Annotated in this window: 16 protein-coding genes; 9 read left to right on the top strand and 7 right to left on the bottom strand. The window is 65.8% G+C overall.

The window, feature by feature from the left end; genetic code table 11:
- The first annotated feature begins 1195 nt into the window (after positions 1-1195).
- Complete coding sequence (locus tag HNP55_RS22725) at positions 1196-1843, top strand: DNA alkylation repair protein (RefSeq protein WP_184304510.1); 648 nt, start codon at positions 1196-1198, stop codon at positions 1841-1843.
- Here HNP55_RS22725 and HNP55_RS22720 read toward each other — a convergent pair.
- Positions 1838-4867 (bottom strand): hybrid sensor histidine kinase/response regulator, encoded by a 3030-nt coding sequence (locus HNP55_RS22720; protein WP_184304508.1) that lies wholly within the window; start codon positions 4865-4867, stop codon positions 1838-1840. The two genes, HNP55_RS22725 and HNP55_RS22720, sit on opposite strands and share 6 nt — an antisense overlap.
- 153 nt (positions 4868-5020) lie before the next feature.
- On the bottom strand, positions 5021-6340 hold the full coding sequence (locus HNP55_RS22715) for a DUF4397 domain-containing protein (protein WP_184304506.1): 1320 nt from the start codon (positions 6338-6340) through the stop codon (positions 5021-5023).
- A 176-nt stretch (positions 6341-6516) separates the two neighbouring features.
- Here HNP55_RS22715 and HNP55_RS22710 point away from each other — a divergent pair, with 176 nt between their 5' ends.
- Entirely contained in the window at positions 6517-8598 is a 2082-nt protein-coding gene (locus tag HNP55_RS22710) for an FAD-dependent oxidoreductase (protein WP_348648749.1), read from the top strand.
- 159 nt (positions 8599-8757) lie between these two features.
- Complete coding sequence (locus tag HNP55_RS22705; protein WP_184304502.1) at positions 8758-11151, top strand: putative bifunctional diguanylate cyclase/phosphodiesterase; 2394 nt, start codon at positions 8758-8760, stop codon at positions 11149-11151.
- On the opposite strand, the gene HNP55_RS22700 is transcribed toward HNP55_RS22705, so the two are convergent.
- Positions 11137-12039, bottom strand: coding sequence for an HDOD domain-containing protein (locus HNP55_RS22700; protein WP_184304500.1), 903 nt, complete (start codon positions 12037-12039; stop codon positions 11137-11139). The two genes, HNP55_RS22705 and HNP55_RS22700, sit on opposite strands and share 15 nt — an antisense overlap.
- 168 nt (positions 12040-12207) lie before the next feature.
- Between HNP55_RS22700 and HNP55_RS22695 the strand changes: the two genes are divergently transcribed.
- The gene (locus HNP55_RS22695; RefSeq protein ID WP_184304499.1) at positions 12208-12639 is read left to right on the top strand and encodes a BLUF domain-containing protein; all 432 of its coding nucleotides are present in this window, start codon (positions 12208-12210) and stop codon (positions 12637-12639) included.
- A gap of 30 nt (positions 12640-12669) precedes the next feature.
- Here HNP55_RS22695 and HNP55_RS22690 read toward each other — a convergent pair whose 3' ends face one another.
- Positions 12670-14547, bottom strand: coding sequence for a DUF885 domain-containing protein (locus HNP55_RS22690; protein WP_184304497.1), 1878 nt, complete (start codon positions 14545-14547; stop codon positions 12670-12672).
- 250 nt (positions 14548-14797) lie between these two features.
- Here HNP55_RS22690 and ppk2 point away from each other — a divergent pair, with 250 nt between their 5' ends.
- Together ppk2 and HNP55_RS22680 are read left to right on the top strand one after the other, a co-directional pair.
- Positions 14798-15682, top strand: coding sequence for a polyphosphate kinase 2 (ppk2, locus tag HNP55_RS22685; protein WP_184304583.1), 885 nt, complete (start codon positions 14798-14800; stop codon positions 15680-15682).
- 67 nt (positions 15683-15749) lie between these two features.
- Positions 15750-16457 (top strand): phosphatase PAP2 family protein, encoded by a 708-nt coding sequence (locus HNP55_RS22680; RefSeq protein WP_184304495.1) that lies wholly within the window; start codon positions 15750-15752, stop codon positions 16455-16457.
- Here HNP55_RS22680 and HNP55_RS22675 read toward each other — a convergent pair.
- From HNP55_RS22675 to HNP55_RS22665, 3 genes are all read right to left on the bottom strand, one after another.
- Positions 16397-16588, bottom strand: coding sequence for a hypothetical protein (locus HNP55_RS22675; protein WP_184304493.1), 192 nt, complete (start codon positions 16586-16588; stop codon positions 16397-16399). The two genes, HNP55_RS22680 and HNP55_RS22675, sit on opposite strands and share 61 nt — an antisense overlap.
- A 494-nt stretch (positions 16589-17082) precedes the next feature.
- A complete protein-coding gene (locus HNP55_RS22670; protein ID WP_246448615.1) occupies positions 17083-17988 on the bottom strand; it encodes an HNH endonuclease in 906 nt (301 codons plus the stop codon).
- A 151-nt stretch (positions 17989-18139) separates the two neighbouring features.
- Positions 18140-18736, bottom strand: coding sequence for a hypothetical protein (locus tag HNP55_RS22665; protein ID WP_184304491.1), 597 nt, complete (start codon positions 18734-18736; stop codon positions 18140-18142).
- A gap of 109 nt (positions 18737-18845) precedes the next feature.
- Between HNP55_RS22665 and HNP55_RS22660 the strand changes: the two genes are divergently transcribed.
- From HNP55_RS22660 to HNP55_RS22650, 3 genes are all read left to right on the top strand, one after another.
- Positions 18846-19670, top strand: coding sequence for a hypothetical protein (locus tag HNP55_RS22660; RefSeq protein ID WP_184304489.1), 825 nt, complete (start codon positions 18846-18848; stop codon positions 19668-19670).
- A 299-nt stretch (positions 19671-19969) separates the two neighbouring features.
- On the top strand, positions 19970-21109 hold the full coding sequence (locus HNP55_RS22655; RefSeq protein ID WP_184304486.1) for a PIN domain-containing protein: 1140 nt from the start codon (positions 19970-19972) through the stop codon (positions 21107-21109).
- A gap of 104 nt (positions 21110-21213) precedes the next feature.
- Entirely contained in the window at positions 21214-21801 is a 588-nt protein-coding gene (locus tag HNP55_RS22650) for a hypothetical protein (protein ID WP_184304484.1), read from the top strand.
- Positions 21802-22043: the final 242 nt, after the last annotated feature.

Genomic DNA, 22043 nt, shown 5'->3' with positions numbered 1-22043 from the left:
CCAGCTGGTGTTGATCTGAGCGCCGCGGTTGGCGACCAGGCCCGTGGTGTTGCCGTTCACGGCCGCGGCCGTGGTGGAGGCAAATACCGGCGAGCTCCAGTCGAAGTTGGCGCCCGGGGCGGTCCAGCTCGTGACGCCGGCAAAAGTGGCGCCGAAGCCGTATTCCAGCACCATGGATTGGGCCACGCCGGGCGTGTTGCCGCCGTTGCGCCACTGCTCGCCGTCGAAGCCCAGCTTGAAGCCGGCCAGCGCGCTGCCGCTGGTATTGCTCAGGGACAGGGCGATCCAGCCGGCCACGGCGCCGTTGGCGGGCGAGCCGAAATAGCTGCCGCCGGAGCCGACGCCGCCCAGGGCACGGTCGCTATTGCCGCCGACGCCGAAGCTGCGGAAGCCGCCGGTGTTGGAGCCGCCGGCATCGGCCAGATAGCTGGTGATGGCGGCCTTGTCCTTGTTGAACAGGCTCCAGCCGGCGAGGGTGCTGTCATTGGCCCAGGCGACGCTGCTGGTCGAGGTGGTCTTGGCCAGGCTGTCGAAGGACTGGCTGTAGACAAAGCTGCTGCTGTTCACCGACACGGCGGCATGGGCGGGCGCTGCGAGGGCCAGGGCGCTCAGGGCGGCGGCCAGCAAGAGGGTTTGCTTTTTCATCACGGTAAGGATCTCTCTGTGTTGATTGCTTGGACAAGATTCGACAGAGGCCAGGGCTCGCGGTGCCTGGAGATGACGCCGCCGGGCCGACTCGTCCTCCGACCAGCCGCCCTGCTGTGTCCGGCGCCTCAAACAGCCCTGCTCGTCCGCATTCGCAAACGTTTGCCATTTTGTTTGACTGGCGCAATTTCAGGCATGAATCCGCAGGCCTCCCGCACCCTGTGCTCAAGAGGCGGAGAAATTCCGACGACGCGTCTTTGCCGGGCAGCTAGCCCAAGGGCCGACAAGACCTCAGCACTTCACCGAGGCGAAGAATAGCCAGCGAGCCGTGGCAGCTGTGTGTCAGCCCGCTCTTGTTCGGGCTTGTCCGGCCCCTCAAATACGGGGGTTGTCGGGCGGATGAAACGGGAGTCGAGGCCGGCCCGTCGGGCTCGCGGCGGCGGCACAATGGCCGCCAGTCCACGGCCTTCGCTTTGCCTGCACCATGCCAGCCGCTTCCTCTCCTCGCCCTCAGGACGGCGCCGATCTGGCGTCCCGTCTGGCTGATGCCATGGCCCGTTTGCGCGCGCTGGCCAGGCCCGAGCAACTGGCTGGCATGCAGCGTTTTGCCATGCATGGCGAGGCGCGCCTGGGCGTGGCCGTGCCGCAGCTGCGTGCCCTGGGCAAGGCCATGGGCCCCGACCACGAACTGGCCTTGCGGCTGTGGGACAGCGGTATCCCGGACGCGCAAATCCTGGCCTCCCTGCTGGCCGAGCCCCGGCAGCTGAGCCAGGCCCAGATGGACCACTGGACGCAGGGCATGCAGGCCTGGGATGTCTGCGATCAGGCCTGCCTCAACGCCTTTCGCCGCTCGCCCCTGGCCTGGGCCTGCATCCCGCGCTGGGCGGCGGCCGAGGCGGAATATGTGCGGCGCAGCGCCTTCTCCCTGCTGGCCGTGCTGGCGGTGCATGACAAGCGCCGTGCCGATGCCGACTTCATCGCCCGCCTGGCCCTGATCGAGGCGGCGGCGGGGGACGAGCGCAACTTCGTCAAAAAGGCGGTCAACTGGGCGCTGCGCCAGATCGGCAAGCGCAAGCCGGCGCTGCGGGCCGAGGCGCTGGCCGCGGCCTTGCGCATCCAGGCCCAGGCTTCGCGCAGCGCGCGCTGGATCGCCGCCGACGCGCTGCGCGAGCTGCGCGGCAAGGACGCCGATTCATAGCGGCTCGTGCAGCTTCAGAAAGCGCGCCAGGATCTGGCGGGCGGCATCCAGGGCGCCGCGCTGGGCGGGGCCGCTGGCGGCCGCCTGAATCGCTCTTTGCAAGGCCTCGAATTCGACCCCGCCGGCGGCGCGCAGCAGGGCGCTGTGGCGGTTCAGCAGCGCCTGGGCCTGGGCGGCGTCGCGGCTGAGGGCCGTGTCCAACTGCTCCAGCAGGGACTGCAGCTGCACCGCATCCATGCCCGCGGCCTCGCCGCCGGCTTCGGGCTCGGCATCCGGGCTGCGGCGGTCGGGCAGCTGCAGGGTCAGGGCGAGGATCAAATCGTCCAGCTGCTTCTCGGCCACGCTCATCAAGGCGTGCAGGCGGGCCGGGGCAGGCGGCTCGCGCAGGGCGGTTTCCAGCGGTTCCAGGGCGTCCTGCAGGCTGGTGGCGCCGATATTGGCGGCCAGGCCTTTGAGCGTGCGGGTGTGGCGTTCGGCCAGCGGCCAGTCCTCGGCCAGCACGGCGTCGCGGATCTCCAGCAGGGCCAGGCGGCGTGTGCCCATGAATTTGTGCAGCAGATCCAGGTAGACGGCCGGCCGGCCCGCCACCCGGCGCAGACCCAGGGCCATGTCCAGGCCGAGGATGTGGCTGGGCAGGCGCACGGCCTGCTCGGGCCGGCTGACCAGGGTGATGGGTTTTTCGAACACCGGACGCGCCGGGTGTGGGTTGCCCAGGCCGGCGTGGGGCTTGATCCAGCGGGCCAGGGCGCTCCACATGGCCTCGGGTTCGATGGGCTTGGCCAGATAGTCGTTCATGCCGGCCGCCAGGCAGCGCTCGCGGTCGCCGGGCAGGGCATTGGCCGTCATGGCCACGATGGGCAGCCCGCTGTGCCGCCGCATCGCGCGGATCTGGCGGGTGGCCACCAGGCCGTCCATCTGCGGCATCTGCATATCCATCAGCACCAGGTCGTAGCGCTGCTTGTCGACCCGGGCCAGGGCCGCCAGGCCGTGCTCGGCCAGGTCGACCACAAAGCCGGCTTCTTCCAGCAGCTCCTTCGCGATCTGCTGATTCAGCTCGTTATCTTCCACCAGCAGGATGCGCGCGCCAATCAGGTTCTGCAGCTTGGGCGGGGTGTTCAGCGTCTCCTTGGGGCTCAGGGCTTCCTCGGCCTCCGGCGCCTGGCTGGCCTGGGCGGCGTCTTGCTCGCTGACCAGCTTGACCATGGTGTCGAACAGCAGGGAGGCGTTGACGGGCTTGAGCATCACCTCCACCATGCCCGAGGAATGGGCGCCGCGTATGGATTCTTCGCGGCCGTAGGCCGTCACCATCACCTGCTGCGGCATGTGCTTGAGACCCAGCTCGCGGATGCGGCGGGCCGCCTCCAGGCCGTCCATGCCCGGCATCTGCCAGTCCATCATGACGATGTCGAAATGGCGCTCGGCCGCCTCGGCATCGCGCACGGCGTAGATGGCAGAGGCGCCGGAGCTGGCCGTCTCCACCTTGAAGCCGAGCGCGGCCAGCATATCGCTCAGCACCATGGCCGCATGTTCGTTATCGTCCACCACCAGCACTCGGCGGCCGCGCAGGTCGACGCTGGGCAGCAAGGGCCTGGCCTTGAATTCGCCCACCTCCAGCTTGGCCGTGAACCAGAAGGTGGCGCCTCGGCCGGACACGCTTTCCACGCCCACCGTGCCGCCCATCAACTCGGCCAGGCCCTTGCTGATGGCCAGGCCCAGGCCGGTGCCGCCGTGTTTGCGGCCGCCGCCGCTATCGGCCTGGGAGAATTTCTGGAACAGCCGCCCCATCTGGGCCGGGCCCAGGCCCGGGCCGGTGTCCTTGACCTCGAAGCGCAGCAGCACATGGCTGGGCCTGCTGGCGGGCTCCAGGGCCTGGGCCAGGCGGACCCGCACGATGATCTCGCCCTGCTCGGTGAACTTGACCGCGTTATTGGCGTAATTGACCAGCACCTGGCCCAGGCGCAGGGGGTCGCCCAGCAGATAGGGCGGCACCTCGGGCGCGACCTCGAACACCAGCTCCAGGCCCTTGTCATTGGCCTTCTCGGCGATCACATTGGCCACGTTCTGCAGCATGGCGTCCAGCTCGAAAGCGATGTGCTCGATCGTCAGCATGCCGGACTCCACCTTGGAGAAGTCCAGGATGTCGTTGATCTGGCCCAGCAGCTGCTCGCCGGAGAGGCGGATCTTGCTGATGTAGTCGCGCTGGCGCACCGTCAGCTCGGTGCGGCTGGCCAGATGGGACAGGCCGATGATGGCATTCAGCGGGGTGCGGATCTCATGGCTCATATTCGCCAGGAACAGGCTCTTGGCCTCGGTCGCCTCCTCGGCATGCAGGCGTGCGGCCTGCAGATCGGCCAGGGTGTGGGTGAGGCGCTGCTGCATGATGTTGAGCGCGCTCAGCGGGGCGGAGCGCTTCAGCTCGGCCGCGGGCAGCGGCGTCTCCCATTCGCCGGCGGCCATGCGCAGGACCGCGTCGCTGACGGCATGGGACTCCAGCACCAGGCGCCGCATGCGGATGGCGATGAAGGACACGACGACGGCCTGCACCCCGACGTAGAGCAGGTGCTGCCACAGGGACTGGCTGTCCAGCAGGGTGCGCTCGTCGTTGAAGACGGTGATGCCCAGACCCAGGGGTTGCAGCAGCAAAAACACGATGTGATGCAGGGCCAGCGCCAGACTGGCCAGGGCGATGGGTCGCCAGTCGCAGTAGACGACTAGGGCCGCCAGCAGCACGAAGAAGCTGAAATGCGCCTCCGGGTCGCCGCCGGTCTGCTGGATCACCAGGGCGGTCAGCACGATGAAGGCCAGGGCCATCAGCAGGCGGGAGACCAGCCGACCCGGGAAGCGCCAGGCGCACCAGGCCGGAATGGCCAGGGCCGGCAGGCCCACCCCCAGGGCCAGGCCCCAGGTCTGGGTGCTGGAAGCCAGGCTCAGGGACCACAGCAGATGCAGGCCGCCCAGGCCCAGCATCAGGCGATGGGCGTCGCGGTAGTAGGCAATCTCGCGTTCAGAGCAGGGTGATGCCATCTCAGCGCCTTGTTAGGAGCGCTCATGCGCCCCGCTGATTTCGAGGCAGTATAGGCCGAGGGTTTGGCCTTTGCGGGCATGAAAAAAGGCCATCCGAGGATGGCCTTTGCGGGGTCCCAACAGCGGGCCCTGGCGGGCCGCTGGCGTCTGCCATTACTGCAGGGGAGCCAGGTCTTCGCGGTTGATCAGGATGTTGTAGGGCTTGACCGGGTCACCCAGCACGAACACGGTGTAGACGGCATTGGCCGACAGCAGCACGTTCGACTTGGAGTTGACCCAGCTCGAGTCAACATTGGGCAAGGTGACCGTCACCAGCGAACCCACATTGGAGTTGCCCAGGATGGACGAGGGGGTGGAGGCGCTACCCGGCAGCACATTGCTGGCAGCAGGTGCGTAGTCGACGGTCATGCCGGCGCCAGCTGTGCTGCTGGCCAGGCCGTTGAACAGACGAATCTTGGTCATGCCCGAGGCGGTAGGCAGGCGATTGTCATCGGCCACCACCGACAGCACCGGCGCCGCCGCCGTGCCCGAAACCAGCAAGCTGTAGTCGCCACCGGCCGTCAAGGTCGGTGCGGCAAAGGTCACCGGCGAGCCGTTGACGTTGACGCTCAGGGTCGAAGCGCCAGCGCTGGTCGTGAAGTACTGACCCACGGCCGGTGCTTGTGCGGAGGGGAACAACACAGTGCCGTTCAGGGTCGCGCTGACCGAGGTCGAGGTACCGGCCACGCCGTTCACCACACGGGCGCGTGCCGCGGTCGTGGGGTAGTTGGTGGCGGCGCCTTGCTGCTTCAGCACAATGCCGTTGACCAGTTTGCCGCCCGAGGTGGAGGTGGCGACCAGGGTCGACACGGTGGCCGAGTCCAGCGTCACGCTGGGCAGGTCCATGCGGATGTCGGTGGGCTTGCCGGTGCCGGTCAGGGTCAGGCGGAAAGCGCCGCTGTTCAGCAGGGTGTAGCCGCTGCTGCCGACGATATTGGTGGCAACAGGGGTTTGGCCGCTCAGCGAGTCTTTGCTATTGGCGGGGTTGACGTACAGATCCAGGGCGCCGGCGTCGGCGGCCAGGTTCAGCAGCAGCAGCTTGGCCTTGTTGGCATCGGGGGCCGTCTCAGCTTCTTGCAGCAAGGTGGTCTTGACCGCACCGCTCCAGCCGTAGGCAATGACGGTGTAGTTGCTGTCGCCGGCCAGGGTGGGGGTCAGATTGGTCACGGCGCTGCCGTTGACGCTGTTCTGCACCTGCATGGCGGTCGAGCCGGTGTCGACGCTGCCATAGCTGCCAACGGCGCCGTAGGCGATCTTGGCATTGATATTGGAGGAGTCACCGGAGGCGTTATGGGCCAGATCCAGGGAGGAGAAGCCGACGCTGGCATTCAGCAGACGAACATTGGTTTTGCTGCTGCCACCGCCACCACCGCAAGCGGAAAGCAGGGCGGCGCTGGCCAGAGTCAGGCCGAGCGCCAAGGAATTGAATCGCATTGAAAAGCTCCGTTGAATGGTGTTGCGCGATTGGGCCAAGCCCTTATTGCTGGGGCATGTGGCTTGAGTTTCGCAATTGTGAAGTCAGACTCGCACAAGGCTTGATATTACAGGAGCCCGCTCTAATTCCTGGCCGGGCCCCGCTGCTAGCATGCCCGGCTTCCGTCTCACCGCTTATCGCCATGGCCTACCCGCAACTGCTCAGCCCCCTGGATCTCGGTTTCACCACCCTGAAGAACCGCGTGCTGATGGGCAGCATGCACACCGGCCTGGAGGACGGGCGCAAGCACTTTGAGCGCATGGCGGTCTATTTTGCCGAGCGGGCGCGGGGCGAGGTGGGCTTGATCGTGACCGGCGGTTTCGCGCCCAATATCGAGGGCTGGGCCAAGCCTTTCGCCGGCACCCTGGCCACCTCGGGCGCGGCGCGCAGGCATCAAGAGATCACCCGGGCCGTGCATGCCGAGGGCGGCAAGATCGCCCTGCAGATCCTGCACACCGGTCGTTACGGCTACCAGCCATTTTGCGTGGCGCCCTCACGCATCCAGTCGCCCATCTCGCCTTTCACGCCGCGCGAGCTGTCGGCGCGCGGCATCGAACGCCAGATTCGGGCCTTTGTCCGTTGCGCCAAGCTGGCGCGCGAGGCCGGTTACGACGGCGTCGAGCTGATGGGCTCGGAAGGCTATTTCCTGAACCAGTTCCTGGTGACCCATACCAATCAGCGCAGTGACGAGTGGGGCGGCAGCTATGCCAATCGCATGCGCATCGTCATCGAGATCCTGACTCGCATGCGCGAGGCGGTGGGCCCGGACTTCATCATCATCTACCGCCTCTCCATGCTGGACCTGATTCCCAATGGCAGCAGCTGGGAGGAGGTGCTGGAGCTGGGCCGGGCCGTGGCCAGGTCCGGCGCCACCCTGATCAATACCGGCATCGGCTGGCATGAGGCGCGCATTCCCACCATCGCCACCTCGGTGCCGCGTGCCGGTTTCGCCTGGGTGACCAAGAAGCTGCGCGAGCAATTTCTGCTGGAAGGCATCAAGACCCCGCTGATCACCAGCAACCGCATCAACAGCCCCGAGGTGGCCGAGCAGGTGCTGGCCGAAGGCTGCGCCGATATGGTCAGCATGGCCCGGCCCTTTCTGGCCGACCCCGAGTTCGTCAAGAAGGCACGCCAGAACCGGGCCGACGAGATCAACACCTGCATCGCCTGCAACCAGGCCTGCCTGGACCACACTTTTGCGCAGAAGATCTCCACCTGCCTGGTCAACCCGCGGGCCGCCTACGAGCAGGAGTTCAAGTTTGTCCCCGTCTCGGCCGCGCCCTCCGCCGGCCAGCCCAAACGCAAGACGGTGGCCGTGGTGGGCGCCGGCCCGGCCGGCCTGGCGGCGGCCACCCACTTGGCCGAGCGCGGCCACGAGGTGCATCTCTTCGACGCCGCCGAGGCCATAGGCGGCCAGTTCAATCTGGCCCGCCGCATCCCCGGCAAGGAGGAGTTCAGCGAGACCCTGCGCTACTTCGCCCGCCGCATCGAGACCACCGGCGTGCGGCTGCAGCTGCGCCGCCGCGTCACGGCCGCTGATCTGCAGGGTTTTGACGACATCATCCTGGCCACCGGCGTGACGCCGCGCAACCCGCGCATCAAGGGCCAGGACGACCCCGCCCTGGCCGGCAAGGTGCTCAGTTATATCGATGTGCTGACGGGCAGGGCCCAGGTGGGCCAGCGGGTGGCCATCGTCGGCGCCGGCGGCATCGGCTTCGATGTGGCCGAGTTCCTGGCCGAGCATCCGGGTCAGTCCCTGGCCCTGGACGCAGCGGCCTGGCGGCGCGAGTGGGGCGTGGCCGACCCGCAGCAGCTGCGCGCCGGCCTGGCCCGGCCGCAGCCGGCCGCGGCGGCGCGCCAGATCACGCTATTGCAGCGCAAGCCCGGCAAGCTGGGCGGCGGCCTGGGCAAGACCACCGGCTGGATCCACCGCGCGGCGCTGAAGATGAAGCAGGTGGAGATGCAGTCCGGCGTCAATTACGAGGCCATCACGGCCGAGGGCCTGTGGGTCAGCTACGGCGAAAAGCGCGCCGACAGCCAGCTGATCGCCGTCGACACGATTGTGCTGTGCGCCGGCCAGGAGCCCTTGCGCGAACTGCAAGCCCCGCTGCTGGCGGCGGGCGCCCGCGTGCATTTGATCGGTGGCGCCCTGGAGGCGGGTGAACTGGATGCAAAGCGTGCAATTTTGCAGGGAACGCGACTCGCTTACACCTTGTAAACCCTGCTCTAACTCAAGTCTGGCGCTGACACTACCGAAACGATGAGACGAGGGGTCGCCTGTTGTCCCGGCGGTCAAGATTCAAAAAAGCAGCAGCGCTAGCCATGCCGATCTAACAGCTCAAGCCGGCAGACGCTGACCTCATAGTTTGGGTGGGGCATGAAAGCAAATTTCTTCCGCCGGTCGCCTGCCAGGTCGACAGGAAGGGGCGCAAGCCGCGCGCCCGGCACGGGGCTCAGGGCCGTCGCGCTGGGCGGCGCGGTGCTGGCTGTGGCGCCGCCGGCCGGGGCGGCCGCGCCGCTGCTGCTCGGCGTGGATCTGTCCTTTCTGCACGAGCCCAGCTTCTGGTGGCTGGCCTTCAGCCTGCTGGGCGTGGTGGCCATGGGTCTGGCCCTGGGCTTGCTTTATATGCTGCGCCTGCGTTTGCGCCTGCGCCGCCAGGAGTTGCTGGCCGTCAAGCGCGAGCGCAGCAAGCTCAGCGCCTTGCTCAATGCGATCCCCGACCCCGTCTACTTCAAGGATCAGCGCGGCGCTTACGAGGGCTGTAACCCGGCCTTCGTCCATTGCACCGGCCTGCCCGAGTCGCAGCTGCTGGGTCTCAGCGATCAGCAGCTGAGCCAGAGCCCGGACTGGAGCCTGGCCCTCAATCACAGCAGCTCGGCCGTCGGCGGCATGCAGCGCACCCTGGCCTGGTCGACCCGGCCGGACGGCCAGCGCATCTGCCTGGACGTGGTGCAGGCCGCGGTGTTTGCCGATGGCCAGAATATGGGCTCGGTGGGCGTGGCCCGCGATGTGACGGCGCTGCGCGAGGCCATGAGCCAGCTGCACCGGGCCGTCACCGTGTTCGAGCATTGCGGCGAGGGCATCATGGTGCTGGATGCCGATCTGCTGATCCGCGATGTCAACCCGGCCCTGTGTGCCATCACCGGCTATAGCTGCGAGGAGCTGCTGGGCACCATGCCCCACTATCTGCAGATCGGCGAGCAAAACCCCGAGATCCTCAAAGAGCTGTGGGCCGAGGTGGGTGCCAAGGGCAAGTGGAGCGGCGAGCTGCTGGAGCGCAACAAGGTCGGCGTGGCCGTGCCCTTGTGGGCCACCATCGTCAGCGTGCCGCCGGCCGAGGCGGGCGGCGAGGCGCATTACCTCTCGGTGCTGACCGATATCTCGCGCATCAAGGCCACCGAGGCCGAGCTGCTGCACCAGGAGCTGCACGACCGCCTGACCGGCCTGCCCAATCTGGCCCTGCTGCGGGACCGCATCGAGCGCCAGATCGGCATTGCCGAGCGCGAGCGCAGCGGCGTGGCCGTGCTCTATATCGATCTGGACGGCTTCCGCGAGGTCAACGATGTGGCCGGCCATGCGGCGGGCGATGCGGTGCTCAAGGAGGCCGCGGCCCGCTTCTTGAATGTGCTGCGCCTGAGCGATTCGGTGGCGCGGGTGGGGGCGGACGAGTTCGTCATCGTGCTGTCCGGCCAGGTGGACGAGGAAAGCGCCATGCGCCTGGGCGAGCGCCTGATCGAGGCCATGCGCGAGCCCATCGCCGTCGGCGACAGCGAGCCTCAGCGCCGCTTCAATCTGGGCGCCAGCATAGGCCTGGCCCTGTTCCCGGCCGATGGCCGGACGGTGGACGAGTTGCTGCGCAATGCCGAGGCGGCCATGTGCAGGGCCAAGGCCCAGGCCCGCAACACGGTGCAGGCCTACCGGCCCGAGCTGACCCTGGCCGTGCAGCAGCGCTTCGAGCTGACCCATGCCTTGCGCCATGCTTGCGAGGTGGCGCAGTTCCGCCTGGAGTATCAGCCGCAGCTGCGCTTGTCGGACGGTGCGCTGATCGGCGCCGAGGCCTTGCTGCGCTGGAACCACCCGACGCGCGGCCCGGTCTCGCCGATGGAATTCATCCCGCTGGCCGAGGAGACCGGCCTGATCGTGCCCATAGGCCGCTGGGTGCTGGAGACGGCCTGCGCTCAAGCCGCGCGCTGGCAGGGCGTGGCCGGCAAGCCGCAGCAGGTGGCCGTCAACGTCTCGGCCCGCCAGCTGCGCCAGCCGGACTTTGTCGAGATGGTGGAAGCCATACTCGCCGCCACCGGCTGCCCGGCCCAGGCGCTGGAGCTGGAGGTGACCGAGAGCCTGCTGCTGGAGGATGCCGAGGCCGCCATCCAACTGCTGGGTGCGCTCAACCAGCGCGGCGTGCGGGTGGCCATCGACGACTTCGGCACCGGCTACTCCTCGCTGTCCTATCTGCGCCGCATGCCGGTGCAGACGCTCAAGATCGACCGCAGCTTCGTCAGCGAGCTGGGCAGCGACGCCAGCGTGGCCGCCATCGCCCGCACCGTCATCGTGCTGGCGCGCAGCCTCAATCTGGATGTGCTGGCCGAGGGCGTGGAGACGGCCGAGCAAGCCGCCTGGCTGCGCCGCGAGGGTTGCGACTGGGCCCAGGGCTGGTATTACGGCCGGCCGATGGCGGCGTGGGATTTCGTCCTGGCGCAGCCGCAGCCCGCGCCGCAGCGGGAGGTGGTGCAGGGGGTGGCGTCGGGGGACTTGCTACTCGCCCTCTGAGGCGAAGGCCGGTGCATCTGCTGCGCCCAGCTCCAGCTTGGGCAGCAGGCGCAGCGTGGGCTCCAGGCCCAGGTTCAGCAGTGTGGCGATGTCCTGCACGTCCTGCGTCAGGCCGGGGTGGTTCCAGCCCTCGCGGGTGTGGCGGGCCAGGCGCAGGCCCAGCATCACGCAGCGCACCTGGGGGCGGTGGGCGTGGTCGTCATCGGTCAGCTGGGCTAACACATCAGGCAGGCGCCAGGCCTTGATCAGGGCCAGGCGCAGCTCCAACACATCGATGCCCAGCACCGAGTGGCAGGCCTGGCGGGTGCGCAGGCCCGGCGTGGCGGCCTGCAGCGCGTCGATGCGCCCGGCCAGGGCCGGCGCATGCAACCACATCAGCATCTCGACAAAATGGTGCAGCAAGGTGGCCTCGTGGATCAGCGGGGCCTTGGGGTCGTCCAGCTGGGCGGCAAAGCCATGGGCAAAGCTGGCGGCGCGCTGGCCCAGCTCCAGCACCCGCTGCAGGCCGGCCAGGGCCTCGGGCCGGCTGGCCAGCCAGTCTTGCGCCTGCGGCAGGCCGACCGAAGCGCGGAAGAAGGGGCCGGTGCCCAGCAGGATCAGGGTCTCCAGCGAGTCCACGGTCTTGGGGTCGGCGGTGTTGCGGCCTTTGTGCCCCAAGCTGCCGGCATGGCGCAACAGGCGCAGCACCATCAGCGGGTCGGCGTTGATCAGGGCGGCCAACTCATTCATGTCCACGCCGTCTTCGTCCTGCGCCAGCTCGTCCAGGCGCAGGGCCGTGTGCGCTTGCACCGGAATCTCGACCCGGCGGAAAAACTCCACCCAGGCCAGCAAGCCGTGCCTGGGCGTCTCCAGAAAGAGCGGGGTGAAGAGTGGGGGGCTATCGTCCATGCCGGTCGCAGGCCTGGCGAGACCCAGGCCCTGCGCCTGATCTATCGGACGCCGGGCTTGAAACTGTAGGCAGGCCCCAGACCTGGCCTGCGCTTGCCGCTAACCTTGACGGCAAGTAGCATGGCTCAACCCGTCCTCCCGCACTTTTTCTGCTGTCGAGTGCCGCCCATGTCCGATCTTTGCACCCTGGTGTACGTCAGTACCGCGTCCCAGCTGATGAGCGATGAGCAGCTGCAAGCCATGCTCAAGAAAGCCATGGCCCGCAATCACATCAATGGCTTGACCGGCGTGCTGCTCTACGACGAGGGCAATTTCATGCAGTGTCTGGAAGGCCCGCGCAGCGCCGTGCTGGAGACCTATGGTCGCATCAAGGCCAACCCGGCCCATCGTGGCCTCACCGAGCTGCTGCTGGAGCCGATTGCGGCGCGTAGCTTCGAGGGCTGGGACATGGACTTTGTGCATTCCAGCCGAGGCGAGATGCAGGCCTTGTCCCAGGCCAACTGGTGGCGGCTGCGGGCCGAGGCGGACCGGGCCGATGACAGCCCCGGCCTGATCCTGCTGCGCGACTTCTGGCGCAGCGCCCGCAAGCAGCCAGGCTAGGGCGGGCCAGCACCCGCTCTTTCGTTTTCCTCAGCGCGACTGCTCCGGCTTGGGCGTCTTCGGCAGGCCGCGCTTGCTGGCGGCGGCACTCTTCATCAACTGGCTGACCATGGCCACCGGCGCGCTGCCGTGGCTGAGGAACTCCTCGTGGAAGGCCTTCAGATTGAAGGCTCGACCCTGGCCGGCCTTGAGCTGATCGCGCAGGGCCAGGATTTCCGAGAAGCCGGCGAAGTAACTGCTCAGCTGCACCGAGCTGACCTGGGCGCGGTGCCATTTCTCGGTCGCCTCGGTATGCGACTGGAAGGCTTCCTTCTCCAGCAGATGCAAGGCCTGCTGCTCGCTCATGCCCAGCACATGGACGCTGTAGTCCAGGATGGCATTGCAGACCACGCGCAGATTCCACTTGGCATACATCAGGCCCATCTCGGGGCTGGGCTTGCCGTCCTTGTCGCTGCCCCAGCCGCTCTCCATCATCATGCGTTCGGAGTAGACGGCCCAACCCTCCACCATGGCCCCGTTGCCGAACAAGGCCTTGACCTTGGAGGGCGATTTGTTCGAGTAGAGCAGCTGCACATAATGGCCGGGGATGGCCTCGTGGATGCTCAGGATCTGCAGCACCCAGTGGTTGTACTCGCGCAGATAGGACTCGGTTTTCTCGGGCTTGCCGATGGGGTCCAGCGGGTCGACGTTGTAATAGGTCACGCCCTGCGGGTCCAGCGGGCCGGGCGCGCTGATGGAGGCGCCGGCCAGGCCGCGCATATAGGCGGGGGTTTCGCGCACCTGCAGGGGGCGGCTGGGGTCCAGGGTCAGCAAATCATGTTTCGTGACCCAGTCGGCCAGGGCCGGCAGCTGGGCGCGGATCTCGTCGATATAGCCCGCGGCCGAGACATGGCGCTCGGATAACTTGTCAATGACGCGGGCGATTTTGTCCAGGCGGGCGGCCGGTGCCGCCTCGCCGGGGAAGAGCTGGGGCCACAGGCCGTCGGCCAGCTCGCTCATGCGCTGATGCAGGGCGGCCTTCTGGTCCAGCGCGCGCTGGTAAAGCGTGGGCGCATCCACCTCGGCCTGGATCTCGTAGCGGAACTTCTCGTGGAAGGCCTCGCGGCCGATGCGGAAGGAGCGGCCGCTGCCGTCCGCCGTCTGGCGGGCGTCGATCTTCTGCAAGGCTTGGATAAAGCCCTGCATGGACCGCAGGGCCAGGTCGCGCTGCTGCAGCACGCGCTTGGCGGTGGCGGCGTCGGCCTTGGCCGTCTTGAGCAGGGCGGGGATGCCCTCGGTCAGGAATTCCAGGCCCCCCTGGTTCTGCGAGATGGCCATCTGCAGCAGGGGGGGGCTGGGGTTCTTGATGTTTTGCAGGGCGGCGCGGTAATAGGCCGGCACCTGGCGCAGGCGTTGCTCCAGCCACTGCAGCCTTTGCTGGGGCGTGTATTCGCCCTTGTTGAGCAGATCGCTGAAGCCGCCCGAGACGTTGTAGCCCGTCGGGTCCCAGACATCGCTGCGCAACTGCTTCAGCGCCCACAGCGTGCCTTGCAGATGGTTGTCCAGCAGGGCCAGATCGCCGGCCTGCGAGGCATTCAGCGCGGCTTTTTTGGGCAGCAGGGCCAGGCGCTTGAGCCAGCTCTCGCAAAAGCGGATCTGCGCCTGGCGGGCGGCTTCGCTGGGCGCGGGCAGGCGGGCGGCGGCCTCGTACTGGCCGGCCGCGGCCGCGGCCTCGGGCAGCAGCTGCCAATAGGCCTTCAGAAAGGCCTCGACCTCGGCATCGAACAGCTGCTGCACCTGGGCTTGCGCCTGCTCCTGCGGGCTGGGCGGCGGCAAGGTGGCGGCGGCGGGCAGGGCCAGGCAGGCCGCAACCGCGGCAGCGGCCAGGTTCAAGCGGAAGTTGGGGAGCAGGCTTGGTCGTTGATTCATGGTGCGAGGCGCGGTTTGCGCTTTGGGGAATGAATGAATGGGCCGGAGCACCTGTCAGTGCTTGCGGGCGCCATTCTGCGCCCTGGCTTGCGGGGCTGGCGAAAGTTTGGGTCATGAATTTGTCATGGAGCCATGGCAGGCTGGTCAGTCGCCCCTCCAATGCAAGCACCCCATGAGCAAAGACGAACCCACCCTGCTTCCCGAGGCCACCGGCACGGCCGCGGCCCAGGCCACCGATGAGCATGCGGCCATGATGCAGCGCATGCAGGCCGATCTGATCGACAGCTACGACGAAGAGCTGGAGATGGAGATCGACGACCGTGCCTTCGACGCCGCCCAAGGCTGCTTCAGCAGCGAGCAGCGCTCGCAGCGGCGCGACTATTTCAGGGAGCTGTTCCGCCTGCAGGGCGAGCTGGTCAAGCTGCAGGACTGGGTGATGGCGACCAAGCACAAGGCCGTGATCATTTTTGAAGGCCGCGACGCGGCCGGCAAGGGCGGGGTGATCAAGCGCATCACCCAGCGCCTGAACCCGCGCGTCTGCCGGGTGGCGGCCCTGCCGGCGCCGAACGACCGCGAGCGCACCCAGTGGTACTTCCAGCGCTATATCTCGCATCTGCCGGCGGGCGGCGAGATCGTGCTGTTTGACCGCAGCTGGTACAACCGCGCCGGCGTCGAGCGGGTGATGGGCTTTTGCTCCGACGAGGAGTACGAAGAGTTCTTCCGCTCGGTGCCCGAGTTCGAGAAGATGCTGGTGCGCGCCGGCATCCAGGTCATCAAGTACTGGTTCTCCATCTCGGACGAAGAGCAGCACACCCGTTTTTTGGGCCGCATCCACGACCCGCTCAAGCAGTGGAAGCTCAGCCCCATGGACCTGGAGTCCCGCCGCCGCTGGGAGGACTACACCAAGGCCAAGGAACAGATGATGGAGCGCAGCCATATCCACGAGGCGCCCTGGTGGGTGGTGCAGGCCGACGACAAGAAAAAGGCGCGCCTCAACTGCATGGCCCATCTGCTGGCGCAGATGCCGTATCACGAGATCCCGCATCCCCCGGTGATCCTGCCCTCGCGCGAGCGGCATGAAGATTACGAGCGCCAGCCGGTGCCGCAGCAGATGGTGGTGCCCGAGATTTATTGAACACGATTGCCGACGCTTGCGAGGGGTCGCTGCTGGCTTCGTCACGCTCAGCCCTTAGCATGGCCGCATGATTGAACGGATTTTTGTGGCTCCCTGGCTCAGCCTGACCCGTCTGGGCGAGGCCCAGATCCTCCTGCCTCTGGTGCTGGTGGCGGCCCTGTGGCTGTGCTGGCGGGCGGGTGAAGCCGCTTTTGTCCGGCGCTGGCTGTTCTGGCTATGCGCCGCAGCGGGCCTCACGACGGCCAGCAAGCTGGCCTTCATCGGCTGGGGCTGGGGAGTGGAGGCCTGGGACTTCACCGGCATCTCCGGCCACGCCATGTTTGCCGCCGCCAGCCTGCCCGGCCTGGCCTGGGTGCTGGCCCGCAGCCGCGGCGAGTGGATGCAGAAATGCGCCGTCGGCCTGGCCTTTGCCCTGGCCGCCCTGATCGCTTACTCGCGCCTGGAAGTTGGCGCGCACTCGCCATCGGAGGCCGTGCTTGGCTTCGTCATCGGCAGCGCCGCCAGCCTGATGAGCTTGCGCCAGGCCCCCGCCTTGCGCCTGCACCCACCGGCCTGGCTGCCCGCCGGGGTGCTGGCTGCGCTGATGCTGCTGCCCTTTCATGCGCCGCCTTCCAAGAGCCACGATTGGGTGACGCGCCTGTCTTTGCAGCTGTCGGGAAGGAGCTTGCCCTTTCATCGCTGGGAGCCGCATCGGCGCCCGGCCGCGCCAAAGGCTCAGTCGGCGAAGCAAAAGCCGGCGTTTTCAATCACCTCCAAGCCGGCGGAAAGCTCGTAGCTGGAGTCAAACCAGCCGCAGCCATAGGGTTTTGCCGGCTCCTCGTCCGCGCCGGCCTCGGCATTCAGCAGCTGTTGAATCCGGCTGGCAGGGATGTGGACCTGGGCGGCGATCTGGACTTGGAATTGCATGATGGGCTCCGTCGGACTGTGGCCGCGGCGAGCACTGGGTCGCCGCGGCATGGAGCAAATATTCGGCGACGCCGGCGGCCTTTCCCATCACACGGGGGGATGGGTGATGGGGGATAGCTTGGGGGAGCGAGGCCGCTTGAGGGGCGTTGTCTCCCCCTTTGGGGTGAGCGGGGGAGGGGGCCGGTCAGAGCGTCGGTATCGTGGTGGCGTACCTTGGCGCACTTCGTTCAAGCGCTTGGGTGCAGTGGCAGTAGCCCTGCGCCAAGCGACCTTGCTTCTTGCATCCAACTCCGCATTCGTTCCATGTCGTCACCTCGTGGGCAGAACGAGGTCATCCTAAGACGACGCGGCCTACAGTTAGGCAGAGGCACTACTGGCCTAGTGTGAAGCTCTATTCAAAGCCCCATAGGTGACTTTGTGAAGCAAGCCGGCGGTGTGCAGTTGGCGTGGCAGCGCCCTCGGTCGCAAGTACGATGCCGCGGCTCGGCCGCCGCTCACTCGAACTTCAAAGCCGCCTGAACATCCTTGCCCTTAAACGTCTCAGTAGGCCATGGAAAGGCGCCCTTCGTTGGATGTCTGCAATCGCTACGCCAGCGTCCCGTCAGAGGCATCCTCAGCCGCGAGAACGTGAAGGCGCAGTTTCTCCACCAACTCGCGCTGGCGTGGTGGAGCTCCCTGTGGCAGTTCGGGCAAACCGAAGCAGCGTTGTCGGGAGTATCCGGTCCGCCGTTAGCTAGGTGCACGATGTGGTGCGACTCGAGGTAGGGAATGCCGTCCTTGTCTGTGAACGGCGCCTTCTTACGGCAGCACTCGCACAGCCCCTTAGAACGCCGAAGCGTCCAGGCCTTCACGGCAGGATCACGGTCGAAGACCAAGCCGGTAGCCTGCTTCTGCACCGGGTTCCGTGATCCCGCCGGCCGAGTCAGCGGGCCGGTCTTTTGAACCAGGGCGGCCGAGCGCCTCAGTTCCGTCCGATCCGACTGCGGATTTGCCGGCCGGCCTGCCAGTAGCTGAAGGAACCCCTGGTACGCGCTGGTCAACTTGACCTGGCTCACAGCGTTCTGCCCGAATATGCTGAGCTTTCGAAGGTCCGACACGGTTATCGGCTTGTCCCTGAGGTCGTACTGCCAGACCACTGCGCGGTGGTATTCCTCTTGCTCCTTTGGATTGACCAACCCGTCGCCGTGAACATCCACAACGGTGTCGTTGACGGCGCGCCCGACCGCTGCGATCCCCCGCCCGTTGACATACAGCGCCAGCAGGTCGCCCCCGCGAGGGCGCTGCAGGCCGTTGCGGTATCGCGCGCCGCCGCTTGTCACGGCGATGCCCCTGTGAAACCAGTGATGCTCAGCGTCAACCGCGTCGTCTTTAAGGTCGGTGTTTATGACGAAGAGGTTCATGTTGGACTTTGAGCTTGTGGGGAGCGGGCGCCGACTTCGATGAGGCGCCTGGATGGGTTTACGCAGCAATCGCACGGACAGGACACCGCCCTGTGCAGGATACCGGACCGCCCTGGCGAGGAGCGCCGCCTATTTGGGCGGGTCGCGTCGGTCAAGGAGCCGTCTTGGTGCCATAGCAATTCACTACGAAGGAGGCGATGAAACCTGCGATAGCCGGCTTCAAGCGCTCGTAAGCCGCGTCAAGGCCTGTAAGAGCCTCGCCGACTATCCAGACCGGAAAGTTGGAGCTCAGCTCCTGACTGACCACTCCCTGATGTTTCACAGCGTTGTTCAGCATGCGCAGTTCATTGAAGGCGTTGAAGTTGGCGACGGATTCAATGGGGAACGGGAGGGCTCCCTTCAACGCCTTGAACTGAAATAGAGAGCTTGGGTTAGCCGAAGGGATCGTGCGTCCGACAACGCGCTTGATGTGAAGCTCCGTCTGTCGAAATAGCGCAACTATCAGCAGCTGGCAGGACAGGTCGCTGACTTCCTTCAACATCATCCACCGATCCTCCAGGTGGGAGGCGTAGCCTTCAGCGTGTTCGTCGTCGGCAGAAGCCATAGCGTTGGCTTCACTGGATGCTTTGGTAAGGTCGGCTTCCCTCCGGCTTAGCGACGTGGTGAACAGGTCTCGAAACTCGTCAAGGTCATAGGTGTCAAAGACCTGATCGAGGTTTTTCAGCACACTGAGATGGCGGATAGACATGGTGGCTCCGGTGAACACGCCACATTCTGCGGTGACAGGCAGACGTCGGTGCTGAGCGCTTGCTGGCCGCGGGAGCGATCTGCTCACCAATGAGGCAAGATGTCGAACCATGCGCCAAAACCCCTTTACCCGCCCGACGATCCTCGCTGCCGTCGTTATGCTTGACGTAGGTCTTTCCCAGGCGAAGTTCGACCACCTTGTGCTCTGGCTGAGTCTAGAGCGGCACATCCCTTCGGACTCTTCCATCAGCGTGTCGAAGAAGGCTGCGCAGCTCGGCCGGCTAATCCTGACCAGAGGGTCAGATGAGGTGCAGACGCTTGACGGCACGGTTACGTTGACCGAGGCTGCGGTGCGTCAGGCGGTTGCGCTAATGGTAAACGTCGACAGCCCCAGGACTGAGCAGGCGAGGTTGGTGCGCGCCCTAGCGCTGGACGGCTTCGTCGTGGAGTGGCGGGACGAAGCGCCGAATGCGCCGGTGCTCCGGGCGGCCCTACCTGCGGAGGTGGACTTGCCGGCGGCCGATGACGAAGTCCATCGGCTGCTCAAGGAATTCGCGTTCCAGACAGCGCTTGGCCACCTTGACCAAGCTATCGAGGCGCATACCCGCGGAGATTGGGCGGCGGCGAACAGTCAAACCCGGACGTTCCTGGAGAGCCTCTTCGAGCACATTGCCCACAAGATCGACCCGGCGGAAGCTGCGGCACGAGGTAGCTCTGAGAACCGCCGGGCCTGGCTGGCCGAGCGCGAGTTCCTGTCAAAGCCTCGAAACGAGTGGACAAACGACGGGAAGAACTACCTCAACGGCCTGTTCAAGATGCTCCACACGGAGGGCTCACATCCTGGCCTCTCTGACGAGGACCGCAGCACCTTCCGCCTGCATCTGGTGCTCATCACCGCCAGGACGTTTCTCCGTCGGCTCAAGAACAACCAGTAGGTTCGTCGGGTCGTCACGGCGCTGGATGCGCCGACGTGCGTTGGGGGCGCCAAAGTGCTATCTTCACGCTCGGTTGCCGTCGCCTGCCGCACGCGCCCTTCGGGGTACGACGAAGTCGGACTGCTGTACTGAGTGCCACCCCCCATTCGTGTTTCCCACGGGCGGCCCGCAAAGCGTGCACCGGCTCTGACGCCCGAGGAGAGAAACATGGATGTCCTGCAGCTCAAGCTGCTAGCAGGGCTCGTTCGCGGCCTGCAGGCTAGGCGCTGCACAATGAGCAGAACCACCGAGCAGACCAGATGAAGGTTTTCGTCGATTCCAATCAGTTCATCGCCGACTTCCTGTTGGAAAGCGCGCCCATGCGCTATCTCTTTCACTTCTTAAACAACAACGGGTATGAACTGCTTCTCTCGCGCTTGGTAGTGCAGGAGGTCGAGAACAAGCACAGGGAAAAGGTCAGCGCGGCGCTCGCGGATGCAGAGAAGGCCCGGAACCAACTGTCTCGGCTCGTGCCCTCCCAAAGCGATCCCAAAGCGCCGGTGCAAGAGGCGCCGCCGTTTGACCTACTAGCGGCCCTCCGCGAGCGGGTGGAATGGATCAAGGTCATCGAGTACGACCATATTCCGCACGCAAAGCTGGTTGAACGCGCGCTCGCCCGTCGAAAGCCGTTCGATGCGGATGGGCAAGATGGGTATCGAGACGCCCTTATCTGGCTATCCATGCTCGACTCTGTGGCCGCTGTTTGCCGCGAGGGCGAAGAGGTCGCTTTCATCAGCGACAACTGGTCAGACTTTTACGACCGGCCGCCAGGCAAGGATTCAAGGGCCAAAGAAGGCGGCGAAGAAGTCCGTCAGCCAAGGGCTTTCGCGTCCTTCCACGGCAACCTCAAAGACGATCTTCGGAACCTGAAACAGGTCGTCACACCCTTCGTTTCCGTCTCCGCCTTCGTCGATTCAAAGGTGGATAAAACCGCCCATGCAGTCGACCTTGCCAAGGAGCGTGACCGAATCGAGGAGTATGTGGAGGCGCAGGGGCTGCGGTTCCTGCAGAACCTCGACTCGAGCACCCAGAGAATGGTGGCCATGTCACTGTTCGGCAACCGTGCCGAAGAACTAACCATCACCGGCTCTGACGCCGAGATGTTAGAGGGGCTGGAAGACCTAGACATTGATTTGGCAGAAGCAATCCGGGGCGAACTGTTCGTTAGCTGTCACTTTTACCTTCGCGGCGTCGGAATTGATTTGCATCTCCCGGCCTCTCAGGCCGACCTGGCGCAGCGAATAGCAAGTTCGAACACCAGCGTTTGGGATGTCGTCCGCACCGACGACTTCGTGGCGCTTCGGCTGGGACTCAAGGCCTATTTTTCGGCCAGCTTTCGACTTGATCCGGAAACGCTAGAGCTTGGTGGCTTCTCGGTGGACGCCCTGACCGTCCGCTAGCGGGGGCCGTTTGCACCGATGCAATCACGCGGCTAGCCTATGCTTAAAGCTTTCCATCGCCTCCGGCGCTCAACGCCGTATCACCCCTTTGAGTAAACGTGAACATGCCATATCCCGTCTCTGAGCGAAACGTCGCGTACATCTGCGAGCAGATGCTTCATGTCAGTTGGAAGCCTCGCTTGGGCACGCAGGCGCTGGATGTTCTGTCCCTCGCCGACTCCTTGCTCGAGCAGGCGTTCTTCCTGGGAGCTTGGCACTACCTTGAAACGAAGAGCAGAGAGGGCGGGGGGCCAGACAGACTGACGCTGAACACCTCACAGGTGGACTTTGGGGGGCGCTCCTATCTGGGCTTATGGCTCGTCGAACCCTGGTTTGGGTGGTATCAGACCGACAAGGAATGGGGAGGACCTTCTGCCCTGATGTTCGTTCCACAGTTGCAGTCGGCGACCAAGGAGATTACCCACGACTTCGGGTTGTTCTATGGCGACGACAACGGCCAACCCAGGTGGAAACTGCATGCAGCCATTGAGGTTGACGGCTATGCGATTCATCAGGGTCGCCGCCCGGCGGATGAACTTCGGGACACCGGCTTACCGTACAAGGTACTTAGGCTCTACGAGGAGTCCGACAAGCCGCTTGATTGGTTTCGGAAGATTGTGGAGTTGGATGCAAGGGCTCGCGATGCCAGGTGAGTTGTGCGGAGCACCGGGGCATGGAGGTCCGCGGGACGAATCCAAGGCGCCTGGCTGACTCCGTCGCTGCCCTATACCGTTCCGAGGACTTGCCTCTTGTGTAGGGCGATGAGTACGTTCCCGGCTATCAGGTGTCGCGAGCGCCCAGTTTTACAGAGGCGAATATGCAGGGTCAGTGATGACGGGACGGGAAGGTTCCGACCGCGTGCAGCATAGTTGTCACGGCGAAAGTTGGTTTGCGA

This window comes from Roseateles oligotrophus (assembly GCF_014204525.1).
Classification (GTDB): Bacteria; Pseudomonadota; Gammaproteobacteria; order Burkholderiales; family Burkholderiaceae_C; genus Paucibacter_A; species Paucibacter_A oligotrophus_A.
The sequence above is the reverse complement of the archived record's forward strand: the minus strand, read 5'-3'. Positions and strand labels throughout refer to the sequence as shown.